This is a genomic window from Ensifer sp. PDNC004 (genome assembly GCF_016919405.1).
In the GTDB taxonomy this organism is placed as follows: domain Bacteria; phylum Pseudomonadota; class Alphaproteobacteria; order Rhizobiales; family Rhizobiaceae; genus Ensifer.
Genome location: NZ_CP070354.1, coordinates 331301 through 349625 on the forward strand (window position 1 = coordinate 331301; position 18325 = coordinate 349625).

Annotated in this window: 17 protein-coding genes and 1 pseudogene; 8 read left to right on the forward strand and 10 right to left on the reverse strand. The window is 63.2% G+C overall.

Annotated features, from left to right (window positions below; genetic code table 11):
- Nucleotides 1-313 precede the first annotated feature (313 nt).
- The 4 genes and pseudogenes from JVX98_RS29885 to JVX98_RS29900 all read left to right on the forward strand — a co-directional run bounded on the left by JVX98_RS29885 (nt 314) and on the right by JVX98_RS29900 (nt 2434).
- Nucleotides 314-1147, forward strand: coding sequence for an alpha/beta hydrolase (locus JVX98_RS29885; RefSeq protein ID WP_205240010.1), 834 nt, complete (start codon nt 314-316; stop codon nt 1145-1147).
- A gap of 76 nt (nt 1148-1223) precedes the next feature.
- Nucleotides 1224-1382 (forward strand): annotated as a pseudogene (locus tag JVX98_RS32755) (aldehyde dehydrogenase family protein); the annotation flags it as partial.
- Between the two features lie 34 nt (nt 1383-1416).
- Nucleotides 1417-1725, forward strand: coding sequence for a M20/M25/M40 family metallo-hydrolase (locus JVX98_RS29895; protein ID WP_246810722.1), 309 nt, complete (start codon nt 1417-1419; stop codon nt 1723-1725).
- 283 nt (nt 1726-2008) lie between these two features.
- Nucleotides 2009-2434 (forward strand): DUF4168 domain-containing protein, encoded by a 426-nt coding sequence (locus tag JVX98_RS29900; protein ID WP_192449310.1) that lies wholly within the window; start codon nt 2009-2011, stop codon nt 2432-2434.
- 164 nt (nt 2435-2598) lie between these two features.
- Here the strand turns inward: JVX98_RS29900 and JVX98_RS29905 are convergent, their stop codons facing one another.
- A complete protein-coding gene (locus tag JVX98_RS29905) occupies nt 2599-3195 on the reverse strand; it encodes a TetR/AcrR family transcriptional regulator (RefSeq protein ID WP_205240011.1) in 597 nt (198 codons plus the stop codon).
- Nucleotides 3196-3297: 102 nt separating this feature from the next.
- Here JVX98_RS29905 and JVX98_RS29910 point away from each other — a divergent pair, with 102 nt between their 5' ends.
- The 3 genes from JVX98_RS29910 (at nt 3298) to JVX98_RS29920 (ending at nt 7781) form a co-directional block, all read left to right on the forward strand.
- Nucleotides 3298-3984: a PspA/IM30 family protein gene (locus JVX98_RS29910; RefSeq protein ID WP_205240012.1), complete on the forward strand. Its 687-nt coding sequence runs from the start codon at nt 3298-3300 to the stop codon at nt 3982-3984.
- A 28-nt stretch (nt 3985-4012) separates the two neighbouring features.
- Nucleotides 4013-4291: a YiaA/YiaB family inner membrane protein gene (locus JVX98_RS29915; protein ID WP_034796305.1), complete on the forward strand. Its 279-nt coding sequence runs from the start codon at nt 4013-4015 to the stop codon at nt 4289-4291.
- Between the two features lie 91 nt (nt 4292-4382).
- A complete protein-coding gene (locus JVX98_RS29920) occupies nt 4383-7781 on the forward strand; it encodes an acyl-[ACP]--phospholipid O-acyltransferase (RefSeq protein WP_205240013.1) in 3399 nt (1132 codons plus the stop codon).
- Between the two features lie 23 nt (nt 7782-7804).
- Here JVX98_RS29920 and JVX98_RS29925 read toward each other — a convergent pair whose 3' ends face one another.
- The 6 genes from JVX98_RS29925 to JVX98_RS29950 all read right to left on the reverse strand — a co-directional run bounded on the left by JVX98_RS29925 (nt 7805) and on the right by JVX98_RS29950 (nt 14099).
- Nucleotides 7805-8827 carry a hypothetical protein gene (locus JVX98_RS29925; protein ID WP_205240014.1) on the reverse strand — a complete coding sequence of 341 codons (1023 nt, stop codon included), beginning with the start codon at nt 8825-8827 and terminating at the stop codon, nt 7805-7807.
- The gene (locus JVX98_RS29930; RefSeq protein ID WP_205240015.1) at nt 8824-9930 is read right to left on the reverse strand and encodes a GNAT family N-acetyltransferase; all 1107 of its coding nucleotides are present in this window, start codon (nt 9928-9930) and stop codon (nt 8824-8826) included. The genes JVX98_RS29925 and JVX98_RS29930 overlap by 4 nt, the downstream gene beginning before the upstream one ends.
- Complete coding sequence (locus tag JVX98_RS29935; protein ID WP_205240016.1) at nt 9923-11122, reverse strand: hypothetical protein; 1200 nt, start codon at nt 11120-11122, stop codon at nt 9923-9925. The genes JVX98_RS29930 and JVX98_RS29935 overlap by 8 nt, the downstream gene beginning before the upstream one ends.
- Nucleotides 11119-12006 (reverse strand): ThiF family adenylyltransferase, encoded by an 888-nt coding sequence (locus JVX98_RS29940; RefSeq protein ID WP_205240017.1) that lies wholly within the window; start codon nt 12004-12006, stop codon nt 11119-11121. Before JVX98_RS29940 ends, JVX98_RS29935 begins: the two co-directional genes overlap by 4 nt.
- Nucleotides 12003-12947, reverse strand: a complete 945-nt coding sequence (locus tag JVX98_RS29945) for a hypothetical protein (RefSeq protein ID WP_205240018.1) — start codon at nt 12945-12947, stop codon at nt 12003-12005. Before JVX98_RS29945 ends, JVX98_RS29940 begins: the two co-directional genes overlap by 4 nt.
- A gap of 162 nt (nt 12948-13109) precedes the next feature.
- Nucleotides 13110-14099 (reverse strand): aldo/keto reductase, encoded by a 990-nt coding sequence (locus JVX98_RS29950; RefSeq protein WP_205240019.1) that lies wholly within the window; start codon nt 14097-14099, stop codon nt 13110-13112.
- Nucleotides 14100-14260: 161 nt separating this feature from the next.
- Between JVX98_RS29950 and JVX98_RS29955 the strand changes: the two genes are divergently transcribed.
- The gene (locus JVX98_RS29955) at nt 14261-15157 is read left to right on the forward strand and encodes a LysR family transcriptional regulator (RefSeq protein WP_043623957.1); all 897 of its coding nucleotides are present in this window, start codon (nt 14261-14263) and stop codon (nt 15155-15157) included.
- A gap of 92 nt (nt 15158-15249) precedes the next feature.
- Here the strand turns inward: JVX98_RS29955 and JVX98_RS29960 are convergent, their stop codons facing one another.
- From JVX98_RS29960 to JVX98_RS29970, 3 genes are all read right to left on the reverse strand, one after another.
- Nucleotides 15250-16203 (reverse strand): sugar ABC transporter substrate-binding protein, encoded by a 954-nt coding sequence (locus JVX98_RS29960; RefSeq protein WP_205240020.1) that lies wholly within the window; start codon nt 16201-16203, stop codon nt 15250-15252.
- Between the two features lie 381 nt (nt 16204-16584).
- Nucleotides 16585-17232: a GntR family transcriptional regulator gene (locus JVX98_RS29965; protein WP_043623951.1), complete on the reverse strand. Its 648-nt coding sequence runs from the start codon at nt 17230-17232 to the stop codon at nt 16585-16587.
- 75 nt (nt 17233-17307) lie between these two features.
- Entirely contained in the window at nt 17308-18243 is a 936-nt protein-coding gene (locus JVX98_RS29970) for a 2-hydroxyacid dehydrogenase (protein WP_205240021.1), read from the reverse strand.
- Nucleotides 18244-18325 lie beyond the last annotated feature (82 nt).

The following is an 18325-nucleotide window of genomic DNA, read 5'->3' on the forward strand; positions in this document are numbered from 1 at the left end:
ATTTTCGTTCGTGCCTGTTGCCCAGGCATTGTTCAAAGCCGGCTGAAAGTCTTGCGGTGGTTCAAGGCCCTGGTCTGCAGGCACGCGACGAGCGTCGCGCCACGGTTCAAGGTGACACGGGCGGTCGCTGACGCGATCCCAGTTATGGCGATAGGCACAGCGAGACCTCCACTTCTCGGCTGAACATGGGGCAGCATCGCACCAGTCCAAAATTATTTCAAGCCTAAAGTTTTTTTCGAATTCCAGCATTGCCTTTCCCTGTGGGGCAGGCGATTGCTATCTGTAAGGAGACATCAAGGGGAGGATGAAATCGATGCTGGAACACCGCATTTCCGACTGGGACGACGCCTATGCGAACGGCTCGAACATCGCGCGCGGCGATCGCTGGCCGGAGGCTTGGGTCAAGCCGGCCGAGGCGTTCCGCAACGCCCTCTTGAGCGCTGGACGCGCCAAGCTCGACCTTGCCTATGGCGATCGGCCGAGGAACCGCATGGACCTGTTTCTGCCCGATGGTTCGCCGAAGGGCCTGGTGGTCTTCGTCCACGGCGGGTACTGGCTGCAGCTCGACAAGAGCTTCTGGTCGCACCTGGCGGCCGGGGCCGTGGAGCACGGCTATGCCGTCGCGATGCCGTCCTACACGCTCTGCCCGGAGATCCGCATTGCCGGGATCGTCGAGGAGGTCGCCGCCGCCATCAGCGAGGCAGCGAAACGCGTCGAGGGTCCCTTGATGCTGACCGGCCACTCGGCCGGCGGCCATCTGGTCAGCCGGATGATCACGACGACAGCGCCGCTTTCGCAGGATGTCCAGGCCCGGATCCGCAACGTCGTGTCGATCTCGGGCGTCCATGATCTGCGCCCGATCATGTCGACGGCCATGAACGAGAAGCTCGCGATCGACGAGGCCGAGGCACTTTCGCAGAGCCCGGCGCTGCTGCGGCCAATGCAAGACGCCCGCATCACCTGCTGGGTCGGCGGCGGCGAGCGTGCGGAGTTCCTGCGCCAGAATGCGCTTCTTGCCAATATCTGGACCGGGTTGGGCGCAAGGACTGCTGCTGTCGCCGAACCGGACAGGCACCACTTCAACGTCATCGACGGCCTTGCCGACGCCAGGCATCCTCTGGTTCGGACGCTGCTGTCGGACGAGTGATCGTCAGGCCGGGTCGCTCCCTGGGCGCAAACTGAAGGAGGTGTCGCTGGAAGTCGGCGTCAAGAATTCCTTCATCGTGCTCGACGATGCCGACCTTGACCTGGCCGTCAAGAATGCCGTCTGGAGCGTCTATCTGCATCAGGGGCAGATCTGCCTGTCGGCGGGGCGCGTGCTGGTGCACTCGGGCATCGCCGGAGAGGACACCCGCAGGCTCGCAGACCATGCCGGCAAGCTGTCGGTCGGTGATCCGGCCTCGGGCAGGGTGGCGGTTGGCCCGCTCATCAACCGTGCCCAGCCAGGGGCGCCTGACCTGGCATTCGCCGGTGATCGCCTTCGACCGCGATTTGATCGCGGCCGTTCGAGCAAGCGCGAGCGAGCGCCAGCTCTCCCATCGCGACATTGTTTCCGGCGCCGGCCATCACGCGTTCAATCTGGCGCGCCGGGTCCCGACCACGATGATCTTCGTACCCTGCCGCGACGGGGTCAGTCACATCCCGCGCGAATACGCGTCACCCGGCGATGTCACCGCCGGCGCGAACATACTCCTCGACGTCACATTCGATCGTGCGTCGGCGTGATGGACGCGCAAGACGTGGACGGGAGCAACGGAATTGTCGGCCCCGCACGGGAGAGAGTATCGCTCTTGATGCGACGGGAAGCATCGGCTGAGCCGTAAAGCTGCCGTTGAATGGTCAGCAAATGGCCCCGATACGGCCGCATCGAGCCCATTCCCGATACGGCCGCATCGAGCCCATTCCAGCGTTCCATCGTCACGGCGCATTCGGTATCCGGCCGACCTTGGGGGCGATTGAAAGTCAGTGTCACTCCCGATCACGTCATGCGCATCAGAGAGGAATGAATATGATCACCGGTTACAAACCCGTCGCGTCGCTCGCGGCGGCCGTCTTCAGCTTCATGGTCGTCAGTCCCGCATCCGCCCTTGAGATCGCTCAGGCTGAAACGACCCAGCCGACGCAGGGCCAGGCTGGCAACAAGGCCCCGGACGCTGCGATCAGCGACCAGAAAATCGAGGCCTTCGCGGTTGCCTATCTTCAGGTCGATAAGGTCAGGCAGGAATATTCTGCCAAGATAGAAGCTACGTCGGATGCAGCGGCGAAGAAGGATCTGGAGACCGAAGCCAGCAAGAAAATGGTCGAGACCGTGCAAGCCTCACCGACCATTTCGATCGAAGAGTATTCGGCAATCCTGACAGCTGCGCAGAGCGATCCGGCAGTCGCCAAGAAAGTTCAGGCAAAACTCCAAGACACGGCTCCCGCACAGCAATAACCGGACTTGAACGCAACCGGTTCGACCGAGACAAATGGGTAGCCCGCACCAGGTGTGGGCTACTCGCTATGAAATGGATCTTCGCGGATCGGCCTCGCCTAGGTCCAGCCGCTTCAAGATCGCGTGCTTCGCGACCTATGTCGCTGAAGCCGGCAATAAGCGCGTCAGTTCGGGCGCCTGGCAAGAATTCCGGCGAGTGCCGTAATCTCCCGCTCGAGCACTTCGGGCGTTATTCCGATGAACCGTCCTTCGAGGCTGAGAGAGATCACGCCATGCACGGCCGCGAAGAACGTGCGGGCACGAATTGCCACGTCTTCCCGGCTGGCATGCGGCAATTGCTGCGCGAGCGGTGCTGCGATGAGACCAATCAAGAAGCCATGTTCGGCAAGATGCCACTCGGGGACCGGGGCGCCCTCGGGCATTCTGTGTTCGAAAAGCGCCGCCCATAGATTTCGCTCTGCGAGCGCAAACCGGAGATAGGCGAGCGACAGGCTCAGGAAGGTTTCCTGAACATCCGCCGCCGGCAGGACCGCCGAATTGAGGGCGGCTTCCAGGCGCTTTAACGTCCCCGAATTGACATGCAGGATCAGCCCGTCGAGATCATCGAAGACGGTGTAGAGCCCACCGAGTGCCGCACTTGCACGCTCGGCTATGTCGCGGGCACGCAGGTTCTTCAATCCTTGCTCCCGGATCAGCTCCGTGCCGGCGGCAACAAGCCTCGATCTCAGATCTTCCTTCTTCGCTTCACGCTTTCCGGCCAATGGTCTTCACCTCTTTTTGAACGGTGTTCATTTTTATATTGAACAGCGTTCATTTTTATGAGAAAACATTATTGAACATTGTTCATACATGGAGGTGAGGAGATGTTCAAACAAATCGTAACGCTCATCCGCGGTCGTGCCCATATGGCGGAAGAAGTCTTCGCCGATCGGCATGCGCTCCCCATTCTGGCGCAGCAGATACGTGATGCTGCCCGCGGTGTCGAAAGCGCGCGCCGGGCCGTCGCCTTGGCGATAGCGCAAAATCGCCTGGAAAGGGAAAATGCCGAGCGGCTTTCGGCTCACATCGAGGAGCTCGAAATCCGCGCCATTGCGGCGCTTGAAAAGGGGCGAGGGGATCTGGCCGCGGAAGCCGCAGCCTCGATCGCGCGACTGGAAACCGAATTGCAGAACGCACGTCAGGTTCAGGCGGAATTTGCAGACGGAATAGATCGACTGAGGCAAGCGGTGCGGCAGAGCGAAACGCGCCTGGCGGCGCTGCGCCGCGGCGAACGCCTGGCCGCCGCGCGTGACCGGACGCAGCGGCTTTCCCGCGAGGTGCCCGGCAACGATCTCGCGACGCTCGGCGACGCCGAGGCAACGCTCGCGCGGCTCGAAACGCGCCAGCGCGAGGCTGAATTGACCGCCGAAGCGCTAATCGAGCTGGAAGAGACGCCGGATCCAGCAGCACTTGCGCAGAAACTGGCCGCGGCCGGTTGTGGGCGTCCTCTCGTGACAAGCGCCGACGACGTGCTCGAGCGCCTGCGCGCCAAGATGAACCTCACGCTTTGAAACCTCTGTTTCTCAAAGGACAACGACGATGAACGACAGCCTGATGAAACACTCACCGGCCTGGACCTCTTTTTCCTATGTTAGCTTCGGCGTGGCCGCCTTCATGGTGGTGATCGGCCTATACATGATGCCGATCGACCTCTGGGGCAAAGGCTACCTGGCCATGGGCATCCTGATGCTGCTGCAGACGGCCGTGAACGTCACCAAGACGCTGCGCGACAATCTGGAGGCAGAAAAGCTCATCCGAAGGATCGATGATGCCAAGACCGAGAAATTGCTGCTCGGCATCAAGGCGGACGAAGTTTAAATCCCCGTTAGCCTTGTCGTGATGGCGAACAACCTGTGGACGAGTGCGTAACTATTTTCATCTAGAACGCTCAAAAAAAGGGAGACGTTCCGTGAAAAACAATCTGATGACTTCCCGGCGCTTTGCGCCGCTCTTCTGGACGCAGTTTCTATCGGCGTTCAACGACAATTTTCTTAAGAATACGCTCGTCTTCCTCATCCTCGCAACCGTGGCGGCCGATGACGCGGGATCGCTCGTCACGCTGGCCGGCGCCGTCTTCATGGCGCCGTTCCTGCTCTTTTCCGCGCTTGGCGGCGAACTCGCCGACAAATTCGACAAGGCTGAAGTCGCCGAGAGACTGAAGCGCTGGGAGCTTGCGGCCGCCGGTGTCGCGGTTGTCGGGATCGCCTTCTCCTCCATCGCGGTGCTGCTGGTTGCACTCTTCCTGTTCGGCGCGATCTCCGCGCTCTTCGGGCCGGTCAAATACGGCATCCTGCCCGACCATCTGGAGCGCAAGGAACTGCCGCGCGCCAACGCCTGGATCGAAGGGGCAACCTTCATCGCCATCCTCAGCGGCACGGTCGTGGCAGGGCTTGCCGCGGCCGATGGCGTCGATCCCTGGGTGTTCGGTCCCATGATGCTCGGCCTGGCACTCGCCTGCTGGCTTTCCAGCCGTTACATCCCTCGTCTCGGCGCAAAGGCTCCGGATCTCGTCGTCGATCGCAACGTCCTGCGCTCGACCGGTCGGCTCGTTGCCTCTTTGCGCGGCGACCAGCGCCTTTGGCGCACCGCGCTGATGGCCGCCTGGTTCTGGCTGGCCGGCGCCATCGTGTTGTCGCTGCTGCCGCCCATGGTGAAGAACCATCTCGGCGGCGACGAGACGGCGATCACCGCCTATCTCGCCGTTTTTGCCGTCGCAATCGGCATTGGCTCGGCGATTGCCGCCTGGATGTCGGCCGGACGCATCGTGCTCCTGCCGGCACCCGTCGGCACCCTGATCATGGCGCTGTTCGGTCTCGATCTCGCCTGGTGCGTGGGACAAGCCGGCACAGTCGCTCCGGCTGAGACGCTCTCTGCCTTCTTCGCCAATCCCTATACGGTGCGGATCGCCATCGATCTTGCCGGCATGGCGATCGCCGGTGCCTTCCTCGCCGTTCCCACGCTCGCAGCGCTTCAGGCCTGGGCGCAAGAGGACCAGCGGTCGCGCGTCATCGGCGCGTCGAACGTGCTGTCTGCAGCCTTCATCACCACCGGCGGCGGCCTTGTCGCCATCCTGCAGGCGTCCGGCATGTCGACACCTGTGCTCTTTGCCGGTCTCGCCTTTGCCAATGCCGTTGCGGCCTGGGTCATGCTGCGCACGCTGCCGACCAACGCTTTCCGCGATTTCGTCTCCATCCTCTTCCGCGCCTTCCTGCGTCTGGAAGTCGAAGGCCTCGACAATCTGAAGAAGGCCGGTCGCGCACCGATCATTGCGCTCAACCATGTGTCCTTCCTCGACGGCGCGCTGGCGCTGGCGCTGACCGAAGAGGAGCCGACCTTCGCGGTCGACTACACGATCGCCAAGGCCTGGTGGGTGAAACCTTTCTTGAAGATGTGCAACTTCCTGCCGCTGGATCCGTCAAAGCCGATGGCAACGCGCACGCTCATCAAGACGGTCAACAACGGTGAGCCGCTGGTGATCTTCCCTGAGGGCCGCATCACGGTGACCGGCGCCTTGATGAAGGTCTATGACGGCGCCGCGATGGTGGCCGATAAGACCGGCTCCATGGTCGTGCCGGTGCGCATCGACGGGCTGGAGAAGAGCTACTTTTCGCGCCTCAGTTCCATGCACGTGCGCCGCCGCCTGTTCCCGAAGGTGAAGGTGACCATTCTGGAGCCGGTTCGCCTGTCTGTGCCGCAAGAGCTGAAGGGCCGCAAGCGGCGCATGGCCGCGGGTGCCGCGCTCTACCAGGTCATGTCGATGCTGATGTTCCGCACCACCGACACGGACACCACCGTGCTCGAAAAGGTGATCAAGACCGCCAAGGAGCGTGGGTTCAACAAGCTCGCCGTGCAGGACCCGGTTACCGGTTCGCTCACCTATGGCAAGCTGTTGACCGGTGCGGCCGTGCTCGGCGCCAAGTTCCAGTCGCTTTTCCCGAATGAAAAGGCACTTGGCGTTCTCCTGCCCAACGCCAACGGCGCGGTTGCCACCATCCTCGGCGTGATGTCGGCCGGCAAGGTCCCGGCTATGCTCAATTTCACCGCCGGTGCAGCCAACATCATCTCGGCCTGCAAGGCAGCCGAGGTCCGTCATGTGTTGACGTCGCGTGCCTTCGTCGCCCAGGCGAAACTCGGGCCCGTCGTCGAGGAATTGTCGAAGACGGTGGAGATCGTCTGGCTCGATGATCTGCGCCAGACGATCGGACTTGCCGACAAGCTGCGTGGTCTGCTGCGAAAGGGGCGGCCGCTCGTCCGGCGCACGGCCGACGAGCCGGCGGTCATTCTCTATACGTCGGGATCCGAGGGGACGCCGAAGGGCGTGGTGCTGACGCACCGCAACATCCTCTCCAACGCAGCCCAGGCCGCGTCGCGCATCGATTTCCACTCGGGCGACAAGGTGTTCAACATCCTGCCGGTGTTCCATTCCTTCGGTCTCACGGCCGGAACGGTTCTGCCGCTCATCTCCGGGGTGCCGGTCTATTTCTACCCGTCGCCACTGCACTACCGGATCATCCCGGAGCTGATCTATGCGTCCAACGCGACCATCATCTTCGGGACCGACACGTTCCTGAACGGTTATGCCCGGACGGCGCATCCCTATGACTTCCGCTCGATCCGCTACTGCTTCGCCGGTGCCGAACCGGTTCGTGCCGCAACGCGCGCGCTCTACATGGAGAAGTTCGGCGTCCGCATCCTCGAAGGCTATGGCGTGACCGAGGCTGCGCCAGTGATCGCGCTGAACACGCCGATGTTCAACAAGGCCGGTAGCGTCGGCAAGATCATGCCGGGCATGGAATACAGGCTCGATGCCGTGCCGGGTGTCACCGAAGGCGGTCGTCTCTTCATCCGCGGCGCCAACGTCATGGCCGGGTATCTTCGCGTCGAGGCGCCCGGCGTGCTCGAGCCGGCGCCCGACGGCTGGCATGATACCGGCGACATCGTCACGGTCGATGAAGACGGCTTCATCGTCATCCGCGGGCGGGCCAAGCGTTTCGCCAAGATCGGCGGCGAGATGGTTTCGCTTGGCGCTGTTGAAGCGCTGGCGGGCGAGATGTGGCCCGGCCAGTTGACGGTCGTCGTGTCGTTGCCTGATCCCAAGAAGGGTGAGCGTCTGGTCATGCTCACCGATGCTCCTGGTGCGACACGTGCCGCTTTCCTCCGCTTCGCCAAAGACAAGGGGGCGATGGACATGATGGTTCCCTCCGACGTGAGGGTGGGTGCCGTACCGGTGCTCGGGACCGGCAAGGTGGACTTCGTCAGTGCGCAAAGGCTTCTTGCCGAGACGGCAACGACCGAGAACGCCGCCTGATAATGTCGAAAAGGGAGCCGGCCTCAGGCCGGCTTCCCGTCCAGCACGAGATCGCCTGCCGGAAGGCGATACTTCGGAACCGTTGACGGCGCCGGCCCCACGCGCAGCACGTTGATGACCCGGTGTCCGGGTGGCAGCGGGAAGCGCTCGCGCAACGCCTGCGCAGCGGATGGCAGGTCGGCAAGCACCGCCATCGGCCAACCGGCGAGACCAAAGCGGGTGAAGCTCAGCCAGAAACGATAGAAGGCCTGTCCAGAGACGATCGGGCTCTCATTCTCCGGCCGGTGAAACACGAGACAGGCGGCTGCCGTCGTCGTCTTTTCCGATTCCGCGACGAGCGCTTGGCCAAGCCCCAGGCGGTCGGCAATGTCGAAAAGCGGCGAGGCCAGGACATGTCCCGCCAACGCCCCTTCCAGCCGTCCCATCTGCAGTGCAGCGAGGTTGAGCCCGTCGGTGGAATAGGCCGGATGCCGGGGGGACAGCCGCATCCATCTTACGAGTTCATCGCGGAACGCGCGTTCGCGCATGATTGTGAGGCTTGCGCGATCGTTGAGCGACGCAATGAAGGCAAGGTCCTCGTGGCCGCAAGCAAGCCTCACATCGGCCGCCTCAGCGGCCCAATGCTCGAGCCTCTCGATCTGCTCGGTTGAGGTTGGCGAGAAACGCGCCCGCCATGTGAAGCGCCTCGTGATCCACTCGGAAAGCGCCTGCGGCGCTGCGACGTCGCCGGTAAGCTCCAGCCGTGCGGCTAACCGGTAGCCAGGTTTCCAATCCCGTAAATTGTCCGTCCAGAGATCATCGATCGCCACACCGATCCCGCGGGCGGCGAGCGCCATCACCATGCCCTCAAGTGCCGCCCCGCAGGAAAGCCCCATGTCGCGGCTGCTCGGATCGCCGACGCTCAGCTGCCGGGAGAGGTCGGCTGCGAGCAGGATGCGTCCCGCCTGGTCGAGCGCCCAACGGGCGGGCTGGGTGTTGTGAACGGAAGGGGCGAGGTTGGCTTCGGCCGCGAGAGCGGCGAGCATGGTGGCATCAACGCGCTTCATAGCGTCTTTCCGAAGAGATGCAGACGATGAAGCGGAGTTGCGCCTGCCTTCGCCGCCTGTCTCAGGCTCGCCGCGTTGACGTCCGCGATCCAGGTGCCGCCGGCGGTTTCGCAGCCGGCACGGCGCATCTCGCCCAGCACATGGGCAAGCAGCAGCGGGTTCAGGCCGCGTCCCTGATGTTCCGGTTTCACACCCTGGAATATGATCACGGCGCGGCGACGCTTCAGGCGGTGCTTGAGCAGGTGCCAGGGCGCAGTCAGCCCCAGTCGCGAGCCCATCGCCTTCAGCATCGGATTGACGTCAGGAATGGCGATCACCGCCCCGGCGGGCACGCCGTCCTTTTCCGCGACCGCCGAAATGCGCGGATCCATGATCCACTTCATCTCCTTGGCCTGAAACTCGAACTCGGCCCGGCTGACGGGCACGAACATCGGATTGTCGGCGAAGCTCTCGTTGAGGATCAACCGGGAGTCTTCGAGCCTTCGTTCGAGCGTTGCGCGCCGGATCGGCGAAAAGCGGAACCCGTCGTCGAAAAGAGCGCGCATCTGCGCGCTGGCAAGCAATCCGTCGATCGCCACGGTGCGAATGTCGATTTCGAAAGTGGTCATCGGGAAACAGGGCGCATAGCCCCGGCTTTCCAGCAGGCGAGGCAGATAGGGCGGTCCCCAAACCTGGTCGGTATAGGGCGCGTTCTCGAAACCGCCGGTCATGACGCCCACCTGCTGCATGGCCGTCAGGTTGAAGTTTCCAAGGATCTCCCGAAATCCCTTCGCGTGCGCCCAATCCTCTGCCCGCTCCAGGAGGGCGGCCGCGACCCTTTCGTCATCGACACAGTCGAAGTAACCGAAATAGCCGCGATCAAGCGCGAACTTTGCGTTCGATGCGCGATGCACATGCGCCGTAATGCGCCCGCGCACGGCACCGCCTTCATGGGCCGTGAAAAAGGCTAAGTCGGCAGCCGTGTCGAAGAGTGGGTTCGTCTTGGCGGAAAGGAAGCGCTTGAGGTCGCTCAACATCGGCGAGACATAGGGTGTCCGCGCGCCATAGATCTGAAAGGGCGCGGCGAAGAAGGCGTCGATATCGCCGGTGCGGATCTCAATCATGAAGCGGGTTTCTTTCGGAGATCAGCATCGCCATGCGCTGGACGACCTTCAATTCGGTTTCTGCACCCGGCGTGGCGGAGACGGAGGGCATGTTGAGCGCGATCAGCCGGAACGGACGGTTGGACACCAGCATCAGGTGGGTTGCCTCGTATTTTTCGAGCAGCCAGGACATCTGCTCCGCATCCGCTTGAGAAAGGCTCCCCGTTTCAGCAATGCGCAGCAGGGGGCGGGCCGCAAACAGCGCCTTGACCGCGGGCAGGTCGAGGTCGCAGAGCTCATCTTCGCCAAGCAGAAGGGCGCCGTCGACCAAGGGATGGTTCTGCAGTTCCTTGAGAAAGCCCAGCGTGTCGTCGATGCGGTCCTCGGCCAGATGGCGGATCAGGCTTTGCCGCCGTTGCTCCATGCGCAGGCTGATGCTGTCCTTCCAGATCACGCCGAGCAGGGCGGCACTGAGGATGACGCTTGCCGCTCGTACCAGCGCGGCTGGTTCGAGGCTGTTTTCGACGCCGATGACGAGGGCCGCAAGGAGCGCAACCGAGAGAAGGATGACGAAGGACACCACCGTGTCACGGTGCCCGACGGCGCGCTGGCCAAGGCTGATCAGCAACCAGCACAAAAACAGGATGGCGACCCCGCCGAGCCGCACCGGCTGGTCGATGTAGACGGAGCGGAAGTCCGTCACGAGCAGCGGCAGGATCAGAAGCAGCGAGAGAGCAATGCGGTCGACGGCCTGATTTTCCGCTTTCGACAGGCTGGTCCGATCGCGTGTCACGGTCATGTGTCCGGCAAGGGCGAAGGTGACCAACTGGTAGAGGAACAGCAGTGTGACCCGCCAGGGTTCGGCGAACGATGCCGGCAGGAAGGCGAGGACGACGAAGGTGGCCGCGCCGCCGGCCGCGATCCACTTCGTTGTTCTCGGCGCGTGCCGCCGCAACAGCCCTTCGGCAAGCAGGACGGTCGAGAGCGGGACGAGCCCTGCGGTTATGATCGTCGCGGCCTTAAAGATGAAAAGGTCTGTCCACCAGGCGAGCACCCGGCTCGCCATCAAGGCCGCCAGCACCTGCAGACCGAAGAGGAACCGACGGTTCAGCGGGCTCTTGGCGTCGAAGCTCCGGATCACGCCGATCAGCACGAGCAGACCGCCCAGCGCTGCCAGCGAAACGAAGCTATCGGCAATCAGCGAGGTGTTCATGACGTTGCCGGAGCCGCAAGTCGGGTCAGGTAGCGCCTGACAAGCGGGCGCAGCAGGGCCGCGACGAGCGCATTTCGCGGTCGCTCGACGCGCCCGGCATGCGGGTTGAAGAACCAGCCGCGGCAATCGGCAGACTGTGGGCGGCCAAGGACCGCATGGATCGCCTCATAGGCCATCAATGTGCCCGTGGAGATCACCATCGGCGCGAAAGACATGCGGCTGCGGGTGCCGGCGATCACTTCACCGGCAAGCGACAGGTCGACATGGTGACGGGACGACGAATGCACCATCACATGCTCCGCCTCGCGCAGGAACGCCTCGGCCCGCTGGTCCTGCGTCAGCGCGTTCCAGGCGGTGCCGACAGTCGGATAGCCGAGCCGCTCCTCGGGCATCGGATCCTGCGGCCGCGTCACATAGACGGAGGGCAGCGGCGAGGCGTAGGCGTCGATTACCGTCCGGCCGTGGTCTCGTGACGTGCGATAAAGCAGCAGGCTGGCGCTGAGATCATCGGTTCCGTTGATGACGACATCCGCTTGCGCAATGATCGCATCGACATGGTCGGTCCAGTCCGGTCCGTAGACGGTGACATCAAGGCCGGGATTGATCTTGAGGCAAAGGTCGCGGGTCGCCTCCGCCTTCGGCATGCCGATCGTGTCGGCAAAGCAGAAGACCTGTCGGTTGAGGTTCGAAAGCTCGAAGTCATCGATATCGGCAAGAACCAGCCGACCAATCCCGGCACGTGCTAGCGACTGGATACAGGCGCCGCCCATGCCGCCGGTTCCACAGACGAAAACTGTCGCCTGGCTCAGGCGCCGTTGTTCCGCTTCGGTGACGAAGCCGATGTTGCGTGTGGTGAAGGTCGCGTAGGAAAATTGGCTGTTCATCGGCTGGGCCTCAAGACGCCCCACTGCCGGCGGCTGTCGGCCCAATGCAACGCCGGCAGCACGAGCCTTTGTACGAGGATAACGGTACTTGCAACGGCAAGGCGGCCGAGCGCGTTGCGCGGCACGCTTTCCATGAGGTAGCGCTGCGCCGCATTGAGGTCCAACTGTCCGATCTGCAGCAGGTCGTCACCGCGCTCGTAGTCGAGTTCGGCGGCGCAGAAGTCGTTGTACTCCGCCTTGCGGTGTTTCGGTGCCGCCTCGAACGTCTTCCTCAGGTTGTCGGAACCGCCGGTATAGGCATTGGTGATGACGAAGCGATCGGCATCGAAACCGGCGTCAGGGCCGACTCCGAACACGTGGCGATGCGATTCCATGATAGCCGTGGCGATCAGCTGCTGGCGCAGCGATCTGCGTGCACCGCGGGTGGGTGCGGGAAAGACGCCGCTGAAGGTTTCGGCCACCATGCCGGCAACGGCCGGCACCTGGGTGACGTTTGAAATCCAGAGCGGGCGAAGCTGGTTGCGCAGAAAGAGAAGGAAACAGGTGAGGCCGTAGAGGATCCAGGAAAGTCCCTGGCTGCGAACCGCCGGATCGATCATCACAAGCCCCAGATGGAGGACTTCGACCGGTTTGCCGGAGAGAGAGACCTGGAGGACGGGCAGTGCATTGAAGGCAACCGGCTCGCCGTCGGAAACCCGATAGACGAGCGTGACGATCGTTCGGGCGAGCGCATCGTCACGCTCGGAGAAGATGCCGTAGTCGAGCTCCCCGTCGGGAACCGATCGTTGCGCGACTTTTCGCAGTTCCTGCCGCAGCCTGGCGACCTCGCGCTCGTTCATCCATAGCCCGGGAGCCTCCACGATCCGTGCGCGGAAGTCTGGCGATGTCTTGAATGAAAGATCGAGGCGCTTCTTCAGAACGACCGATATCAGATTGTACAATGTCCCGTGTCCGCAGCTTCAATTCCGGAATGGAGCCTTCTGCAAGCTTCGGTCGCATCCTTGCCGAAGAGGACAAACATTTGGTTTAATTCCCGGAAGAGATGTCGGGGCGAGAGCATTCCCGCTCCCGCCCGTCTGATCCTGCTCGGGTGTCAGGCGCCTTCAGAGGCCCGTCGTCTTCAGCAACTGTTCCGGGTAGCGCTCCCCCTCGATCGGGATTGCTGCCGCCGCCGTTTCGATTTCCGCGAGATCGGCTGCCGTCAGCGCCACATCGACCGAGGCGAGGTTTTCTTCCAGGCGGTGAAGCTTGGTCGTTCCCGGGATCGGGACGATCCATGGCTTTTGTGCCAGAAGCCAGGCGAGCGCGATTTGCGCAGGCGTGGCGCCCCTGTCGTCGGCGATCCTCTTCAGGAGGTCGACGAGCGCCTGGTTCTTTTCCATCGCTTCGGGCGTGAAGCGGGGCAGGATCTTGCGGAAGTCGCCTTCGCCGAGCCTGGTATCCTTGCTCATCGCACCGGTGAGAAAGCCCTTTCCGAGCGGGCTGTAGGGCACGAGGCCAATGCCAAGCTCTTCGCAGGTTTCAAGGATGCCGTTCGTCTCCGGTCCGCGGGTCCAGAGCGAATATTCGTTCTGGAGCGTGGTGACCGGCTGGACCGCATGTGCCCGCCGCACCGTTTGAGCCCCGGGCTCGGACAGGCCGAAGTGCCTGACCTTGCCTGCAGCGATGAGGTCCTTCACGGCGCCTGCGACATCCTCGATCGGCACGTTCGGATCGACGCGATGCTGATAGAAGAGGTTGATGACGTCGACGCCGAGGCGTTTCAGCGATGCGTCGCAGACCGTGCGGATGTGCTCCGGCCGGCTGCTCAAACCCGACTGCTTGCCATCGACGATGTTGAAGCCGAACTTGGTGGCGATGACCACGCGGTCGCGCACGGGCTTGAGGGCCTCGCCGACCATCTCCTCGTTGGTGAAGGGGCCGTAGACCTCCGCCGTATCGAAGAAGGTCACGCCGCGATCAACCGCCTCGCGGATCAGCGTAACGCCCTCCTGCCTGCTGACTTTGTTGGCATAGCCGAAATCCAGGCCCATGCAGCCAAAGCCGAGGGCCGAGACTTCCAGGCCGGCTTTTCCGAGAATTCGCTTCTTCATGTCTTTTCTCCGTTCTTGATGGCGGCGAGCGCGCACGAGACCGGCCGGCGCTCTTTTCAAGAGGGCACGGCGGTTCAACGCGCCCTGGCCTGAATCTAGATCTCGCGGAGAAATTCGATTGGATGCTAAATCGAGTATGAACCTATGTTGTGGATTCATGAATGAAGCGAGATGAACTGGGCGATCTTGTCGCGTTCCTGACGGTCGGCGAGGAACGAAGCTTCACCCGCGCGGCCGCCCGTCTCGGCACGTCCCAGTCTTCGCTCAGCCATACGGTGCGGCGGCTCGAAGAGCGCATGGGCGTACGGCTCTTGACCCGGACGACGCGCAATGTCGTGCCGACGGATGCAGGGGAACAGCTGATGGAGACGCTGCGCCCGGCCTTCAACGACATTCGTAGCCGGCTCGACGCGCTGAGCGCGATGCGCCAGCAGCCGGGCGGGACCATCCGTTTAACCTCAAGCCGCCACGCGGCCGAGACGATCCTCATGCCCGCCGTGAAAAGGCTGATGGCCGAGTATCGCGAGATCAGTGTCGAGATCTCGATCGACCAGCGCTTCGTCGATTTGGTGACGGAACGCTATGATGCCGGCGTGCGGCTGGGCGAGAGCATCGAAAAGGACATGATCGCTGTCCGCATCGGTCCGGATCTCAGAATGGTGGTGGCGGGCGCGCCGGACTATTTTGAACGCTACCCCAGGCCGCAGACGCCTCACGACCTGACGGGGCACAACTGTATCAATTTGCGCCTGCCCACGCTTGGCGGACTGTATGCGTGGGAGTTTGAACGCGACGGTCGCCCGCTGAATGTCCGCGTCGAAGGGCAATTCGTCTGCAACGACGTGCCGATGATCATCGACGCGGCTCTGAGCGGCCTGGGCCTTGCCTGTCTTCCCGACGATCACCTGGGGCCGCTCGTCGAAGCGGGGCGGCTGGTGCCCGTGCTCGAGGATTGGTGCCCGCCTTTTCCCGGATTCCATCTCTACTATCCGAGCCGGCGGCTGCCATCGCCCGCATTTGCGCTGCTGGTCGAGGCATTGCGCTTTCGCGGCGGCTAGCGCGCCAAGCGCTGGGGTGCGCACGCTTTTAGCGACCGCGAAGGGGCGAGGGAGCCGGGCAGAGCGCGGCTCCCCGTTGGTCCGTAGCGATATCAGGGCTGGTAATCGGCCGGGGCGATGATCTTGCTGAAATCGTAGGTGGCGACCTTCTCGCGGGTCACCAGCAAAGCGGGGGCTTCGATGCGGCCCAGCACCTTGCCGCCTTCGATCGCGGCCGTCGCCTCGCGCATGGCATCGCGTCCCATCGACACTGCCGGCTGCAGGGACGCGCAAGTGAGCGTGCCGTTTTCAAGGGCGGCGCGCGCCTCGTCGTTGAGGTTCGAGGTCGAGACCTTGATCTTGTCGGTCGCCCCGGCCTGTGTCAGCGACTTGATCGACTCCACAGCCATGGTGTCGGCTGCGGTGAAGATGCCGTGGATATCCGGGTGGCTCTTGGTCCAGTCGGCCGCCGCGATGCCCGCATCCTTGGTACCGCCAGCCTTCTCGGCGACGATCTTGATGTCGGGGAAATCGGCTTCCATCGTGTTCTTGAAGCCGGTGACGCGGAGCTTTGCCCAGATCTCGTCCGGTCCGGCAAAGAGGCCGACTTCACCCTTGCCGCCGATGGCGCGGCCAAGGCAGATGCCCTGCAGGCGGCCCATGCCGATGTTGTCTGCGCCGACAAAGGATGTCAGCCGGTCCGATTTCGGCGGGACGGAGAGGGCGATGACCGGAATGCCCTTGTCGATCGCTTCTTCGACGGCCGGTCCGACGGCCGCGGCATCGGCGGCGCCGATGATGATGGCAGCGACCTTTTTGTCGATGAAGTCGCGGATCTGCTTGATCTGGACGTCGGCGGTGTCCTTGGCGTCGCCCTTGATGATGGCGTAGCCCTTTTCCTTGCCCGCAGTTTCGACGCCGTAGAGGCCTGCCTTCCAGAACGGCGAGCCGAAATAGGGGACGGTGACGCCGATGGTCTTTTGCGCCTCCGCGAACGCCGGGGCCCCAAGCGCGCTCGAAGCGGCCAGCGCCAGCGCCAATGTCATGTACCGTGCAGTCTTGCCCATGTTTTCTCCTCCAGAACTAGGGTCGTGAACTCGGTCGGTCAGACGGCAATACCAGAAATTGGTATTCATTACGGTAAATATGTATGCACAGATTTAATATGGAATGCAAACTTATAAGTTTGCGCACCAGACTGCATGCGCCTCTGCGCCATAATTCGAAAAGAGCGGAAGGGAACGGCGGGATCGCTTGGGTCCATGCCGGAGCCAAGGGATCGGGATGTGGCGCCCATGGGGGCACGCGGGGAAATGCTGCGCTGTGAGATTTCGGACCGGGAACGCGGGCGCGCAGAAGCGACGCCCGACCGAGTTTTCGTGTCGGGCGCGCCTATAATCTACGCGGTGAAATTGGTTCGACGGCAGGCCGCGTCGAAGACGTCGGCGTTACTTCGCGGCTTCGGTGAAGCGGCGCATGACGCCGGCGCTCAGGCGGGCGTTGTGTTCCGAAAGCGCCGCATAGGCGCCGCCGGCGTCGTTGGCCCTGATCGCGTCGACGATCTTCTGGTGTTCGTCGAGCGACTGCTGCAGGCGGATATCGGCCGGGCCGGCCTGGTGCTGGCGGAACGGCGCGAGCCGCGCGCGGAGGTCGACCGCCATGGCGGCGATCGTCTGGTTGTGGGCGCCGCGGCAGATCGCATCGTGGAACTTGCGGTTGATGTCGCGTGCGCCTTCGATGTCCTGGTTTGCCACGCAGTCGGCATAGAGGCGGTGCAATTCATAGAGCTGCTCGCGTTCCATGGCCGTCATGCGTTGCGCGGCAAGCCGCCCGCAGGATGCCTCGATCTCGCATTCGGCCTCCAGCATGTCGGCCATCTGCTCGACATCGATGCGGGCGACGATGCCGCCGCGACGCGGGTTCATTTCGATCAATCCGCGCGCGCCAAGCTCACGCATCGCTTCGCGAACGGGCGTCCGCGACACGCCGAACTTCTCGGCGATCGTCTTTTCTTCGAGCTTTTGCCCAGGCACCATCACGCCCTTGGCGATCTCGTCGGCAAGTTGCTGGTAGATCTGGGAGGCAATCGTTGTCATGCGTGCAGCTTTCCTGTCTTCACGACGCAGTCAAGGCCGCTACGGCCAGGAATCGGTTTAATGACCGCATCCAATTTATGCAAGTTGCGCCGTCAGGGCGCCACCGGCGCTTGCCGCCGCGAGGTTGTTGATGAGGGCATCGATCTGTGCCGCATCCGAGGCGGGTGAGCGGCCGGCCATATGCGGCGTCACGACGAGGTTGGCAAGGTCGCGAAGCGCAAGCGGCAGGGTCGGTTCGCCTTCGAAGACATCAAGCGCGGCTCCGGCAATCGTCCTGTCACCGAGCGCCTGGACGAGGTCCTCGGTGTTGACCACCATCCCGCGGGAAATGTTGACGAGAAAGCCCGTCGGGCCGAGTGCATCGAGCACGGCGCGGTTGACCAGGTGGCGCGTCGAAGGCCCGCCCGGGCAGGCGACGACCAGAAAGTCGCTGACCTTTGCCAGGGATAGGGCATCCGGCAGATGCGGCTGGGTGACGCCCGGCATGGGCTCCGGCGTCGTATAGGAAACCCGCATGCCGAAAGCCTCGGCGCGTCGGGCGATCGCCTGGCCGATATTGCCGAAGCCGATCACCCCCAGTCTTGCGCCCGAGAGCGTCGGCCGCGGGGAGCGGATTGTTGCCCAGCCGCCGTCGCGCAAGGCACGATCGCGGTTGCAGATGTCGCGGGAGACCGCAAGCATCAGGGCGAGCGCGTGATCGGCGACCGTTTCCATGTTGGTGTTCGGGGCGTGCGTGACGCGCACGCCTCTTTGTCGGGCCGCCTGAAGGTCGATGTTCTCGTAGCCGGCGCCATAGGAGCAGACCAGTTCGAGCTTCGGCAGGCTCGCCATCTGTATATCGCTAAGGCCGGTGCTGCCATTGGTCACGACAGCCCAGACGGCGTCGCGATCGAGCGACGGTGATCCGCTGCCCAGTCCGTTGGGCAGCGCGATCACGTCGTAGTGGCTGGATAGTCGTGACAGGCAGGCTTCCGAAACCGGTATGGAAACCACGATCGTCTTTCTGGTCATGTCACTTTCTCCAGTCGTTTTGCCCCCTTCGCCTGGCGAAGGGCATGGTTTGTTTCACCGCGCCATTTTGGGCTGACGCGAT

Coding starts and splice junctions, on each gene's coding strand:
- JVX98_RS29925 (WP_205240014.1), bottom strand. CDS start 8,827: ATGAAGCGCGTTGATGCCACCATGCTCGCCGCTCTCGCGGCCGAAGCC.
- JVX98_RS29970 (WP_205240021.1), bottom strand. CDS start 18,243: ATGACCAGAAAGACGATCGTGGTTTCCATACCGGTTTCGGAAGCCTGC.
- JVX98_RS29965 (WP_043623951.1), bottom strand. CDS start 17,232: ATGACAACGATTGCCTCCCAGATCTACCAGCAACTTGCCGACGAGATC.
- JVX98_RS29950 (WP_205240019.1), bottom strand. CDS start 14,099: ATGAAGAAGCGAATTCTCGGAAAAGCCGGCCTGGAAGTCTCGGCCCTC.
- JVX98_RS29930 (WP_205240015.1), bottom strand. CDS start 9,930: ATGATTGAGATCCGCACCGGCGATATCGACGCCTTCTTCGCCGCGCCC.
- JVX98_RS29960 (WP_205240020.1), bottom strand. CDS start 16,203: ATGGGCAAGACTGCACGGTACATGACATTGGCGCTGGCGCTGGCCGCT.
- JVX98_RS29910 (WP_205240012.1), top strand. CDS start 3,298: ATGTTCAAACAAATCGTAACGCTCATCCGCGGTCGTGCCCATATGGCG.
- JVX98_RS29955 (WP_043623957.1), top strand. CDS start 14,261: ATGAAGCGAGATGAACTGGGCGATCTTGTCGCGTTCCTGACGGTCGGC.
- JVX98_RS29900 (WP_192449310.1), top strand. CDS start 2,009: ATGATCACCGGTTACAAACCCGTCGCGTCGCTCGCGGCGGCCGTCTTC.
- JVX98_RS29915 (WP_034796305.1), top strand. CDS start 4,013: ATGAACGACAGCCTGATGAAACACTCACCGGCCTGGACCTCTTTTTCC.
- JVX98_RS29885 (WP_205240010.1), top strand. CDS start 314: ATGCTGGAACACCGCATTTCCGACTGGGACGACGCCTATGCGAACGGC.
- JVX98_RS29935 (WP_205240016.1), bottom strand. CDS start 11,122: ATGAACACCTCGCTGATTGCCGATAGCTTCGTTTCGCTGGCAGCGCTG.
- JVX98_RS29940 (WP_205240017.1), bottom strand. CDS start 12,006: ATGAACAGCCAATTTTCCTACGCGACCTTCACCACACGCAACATCGGC.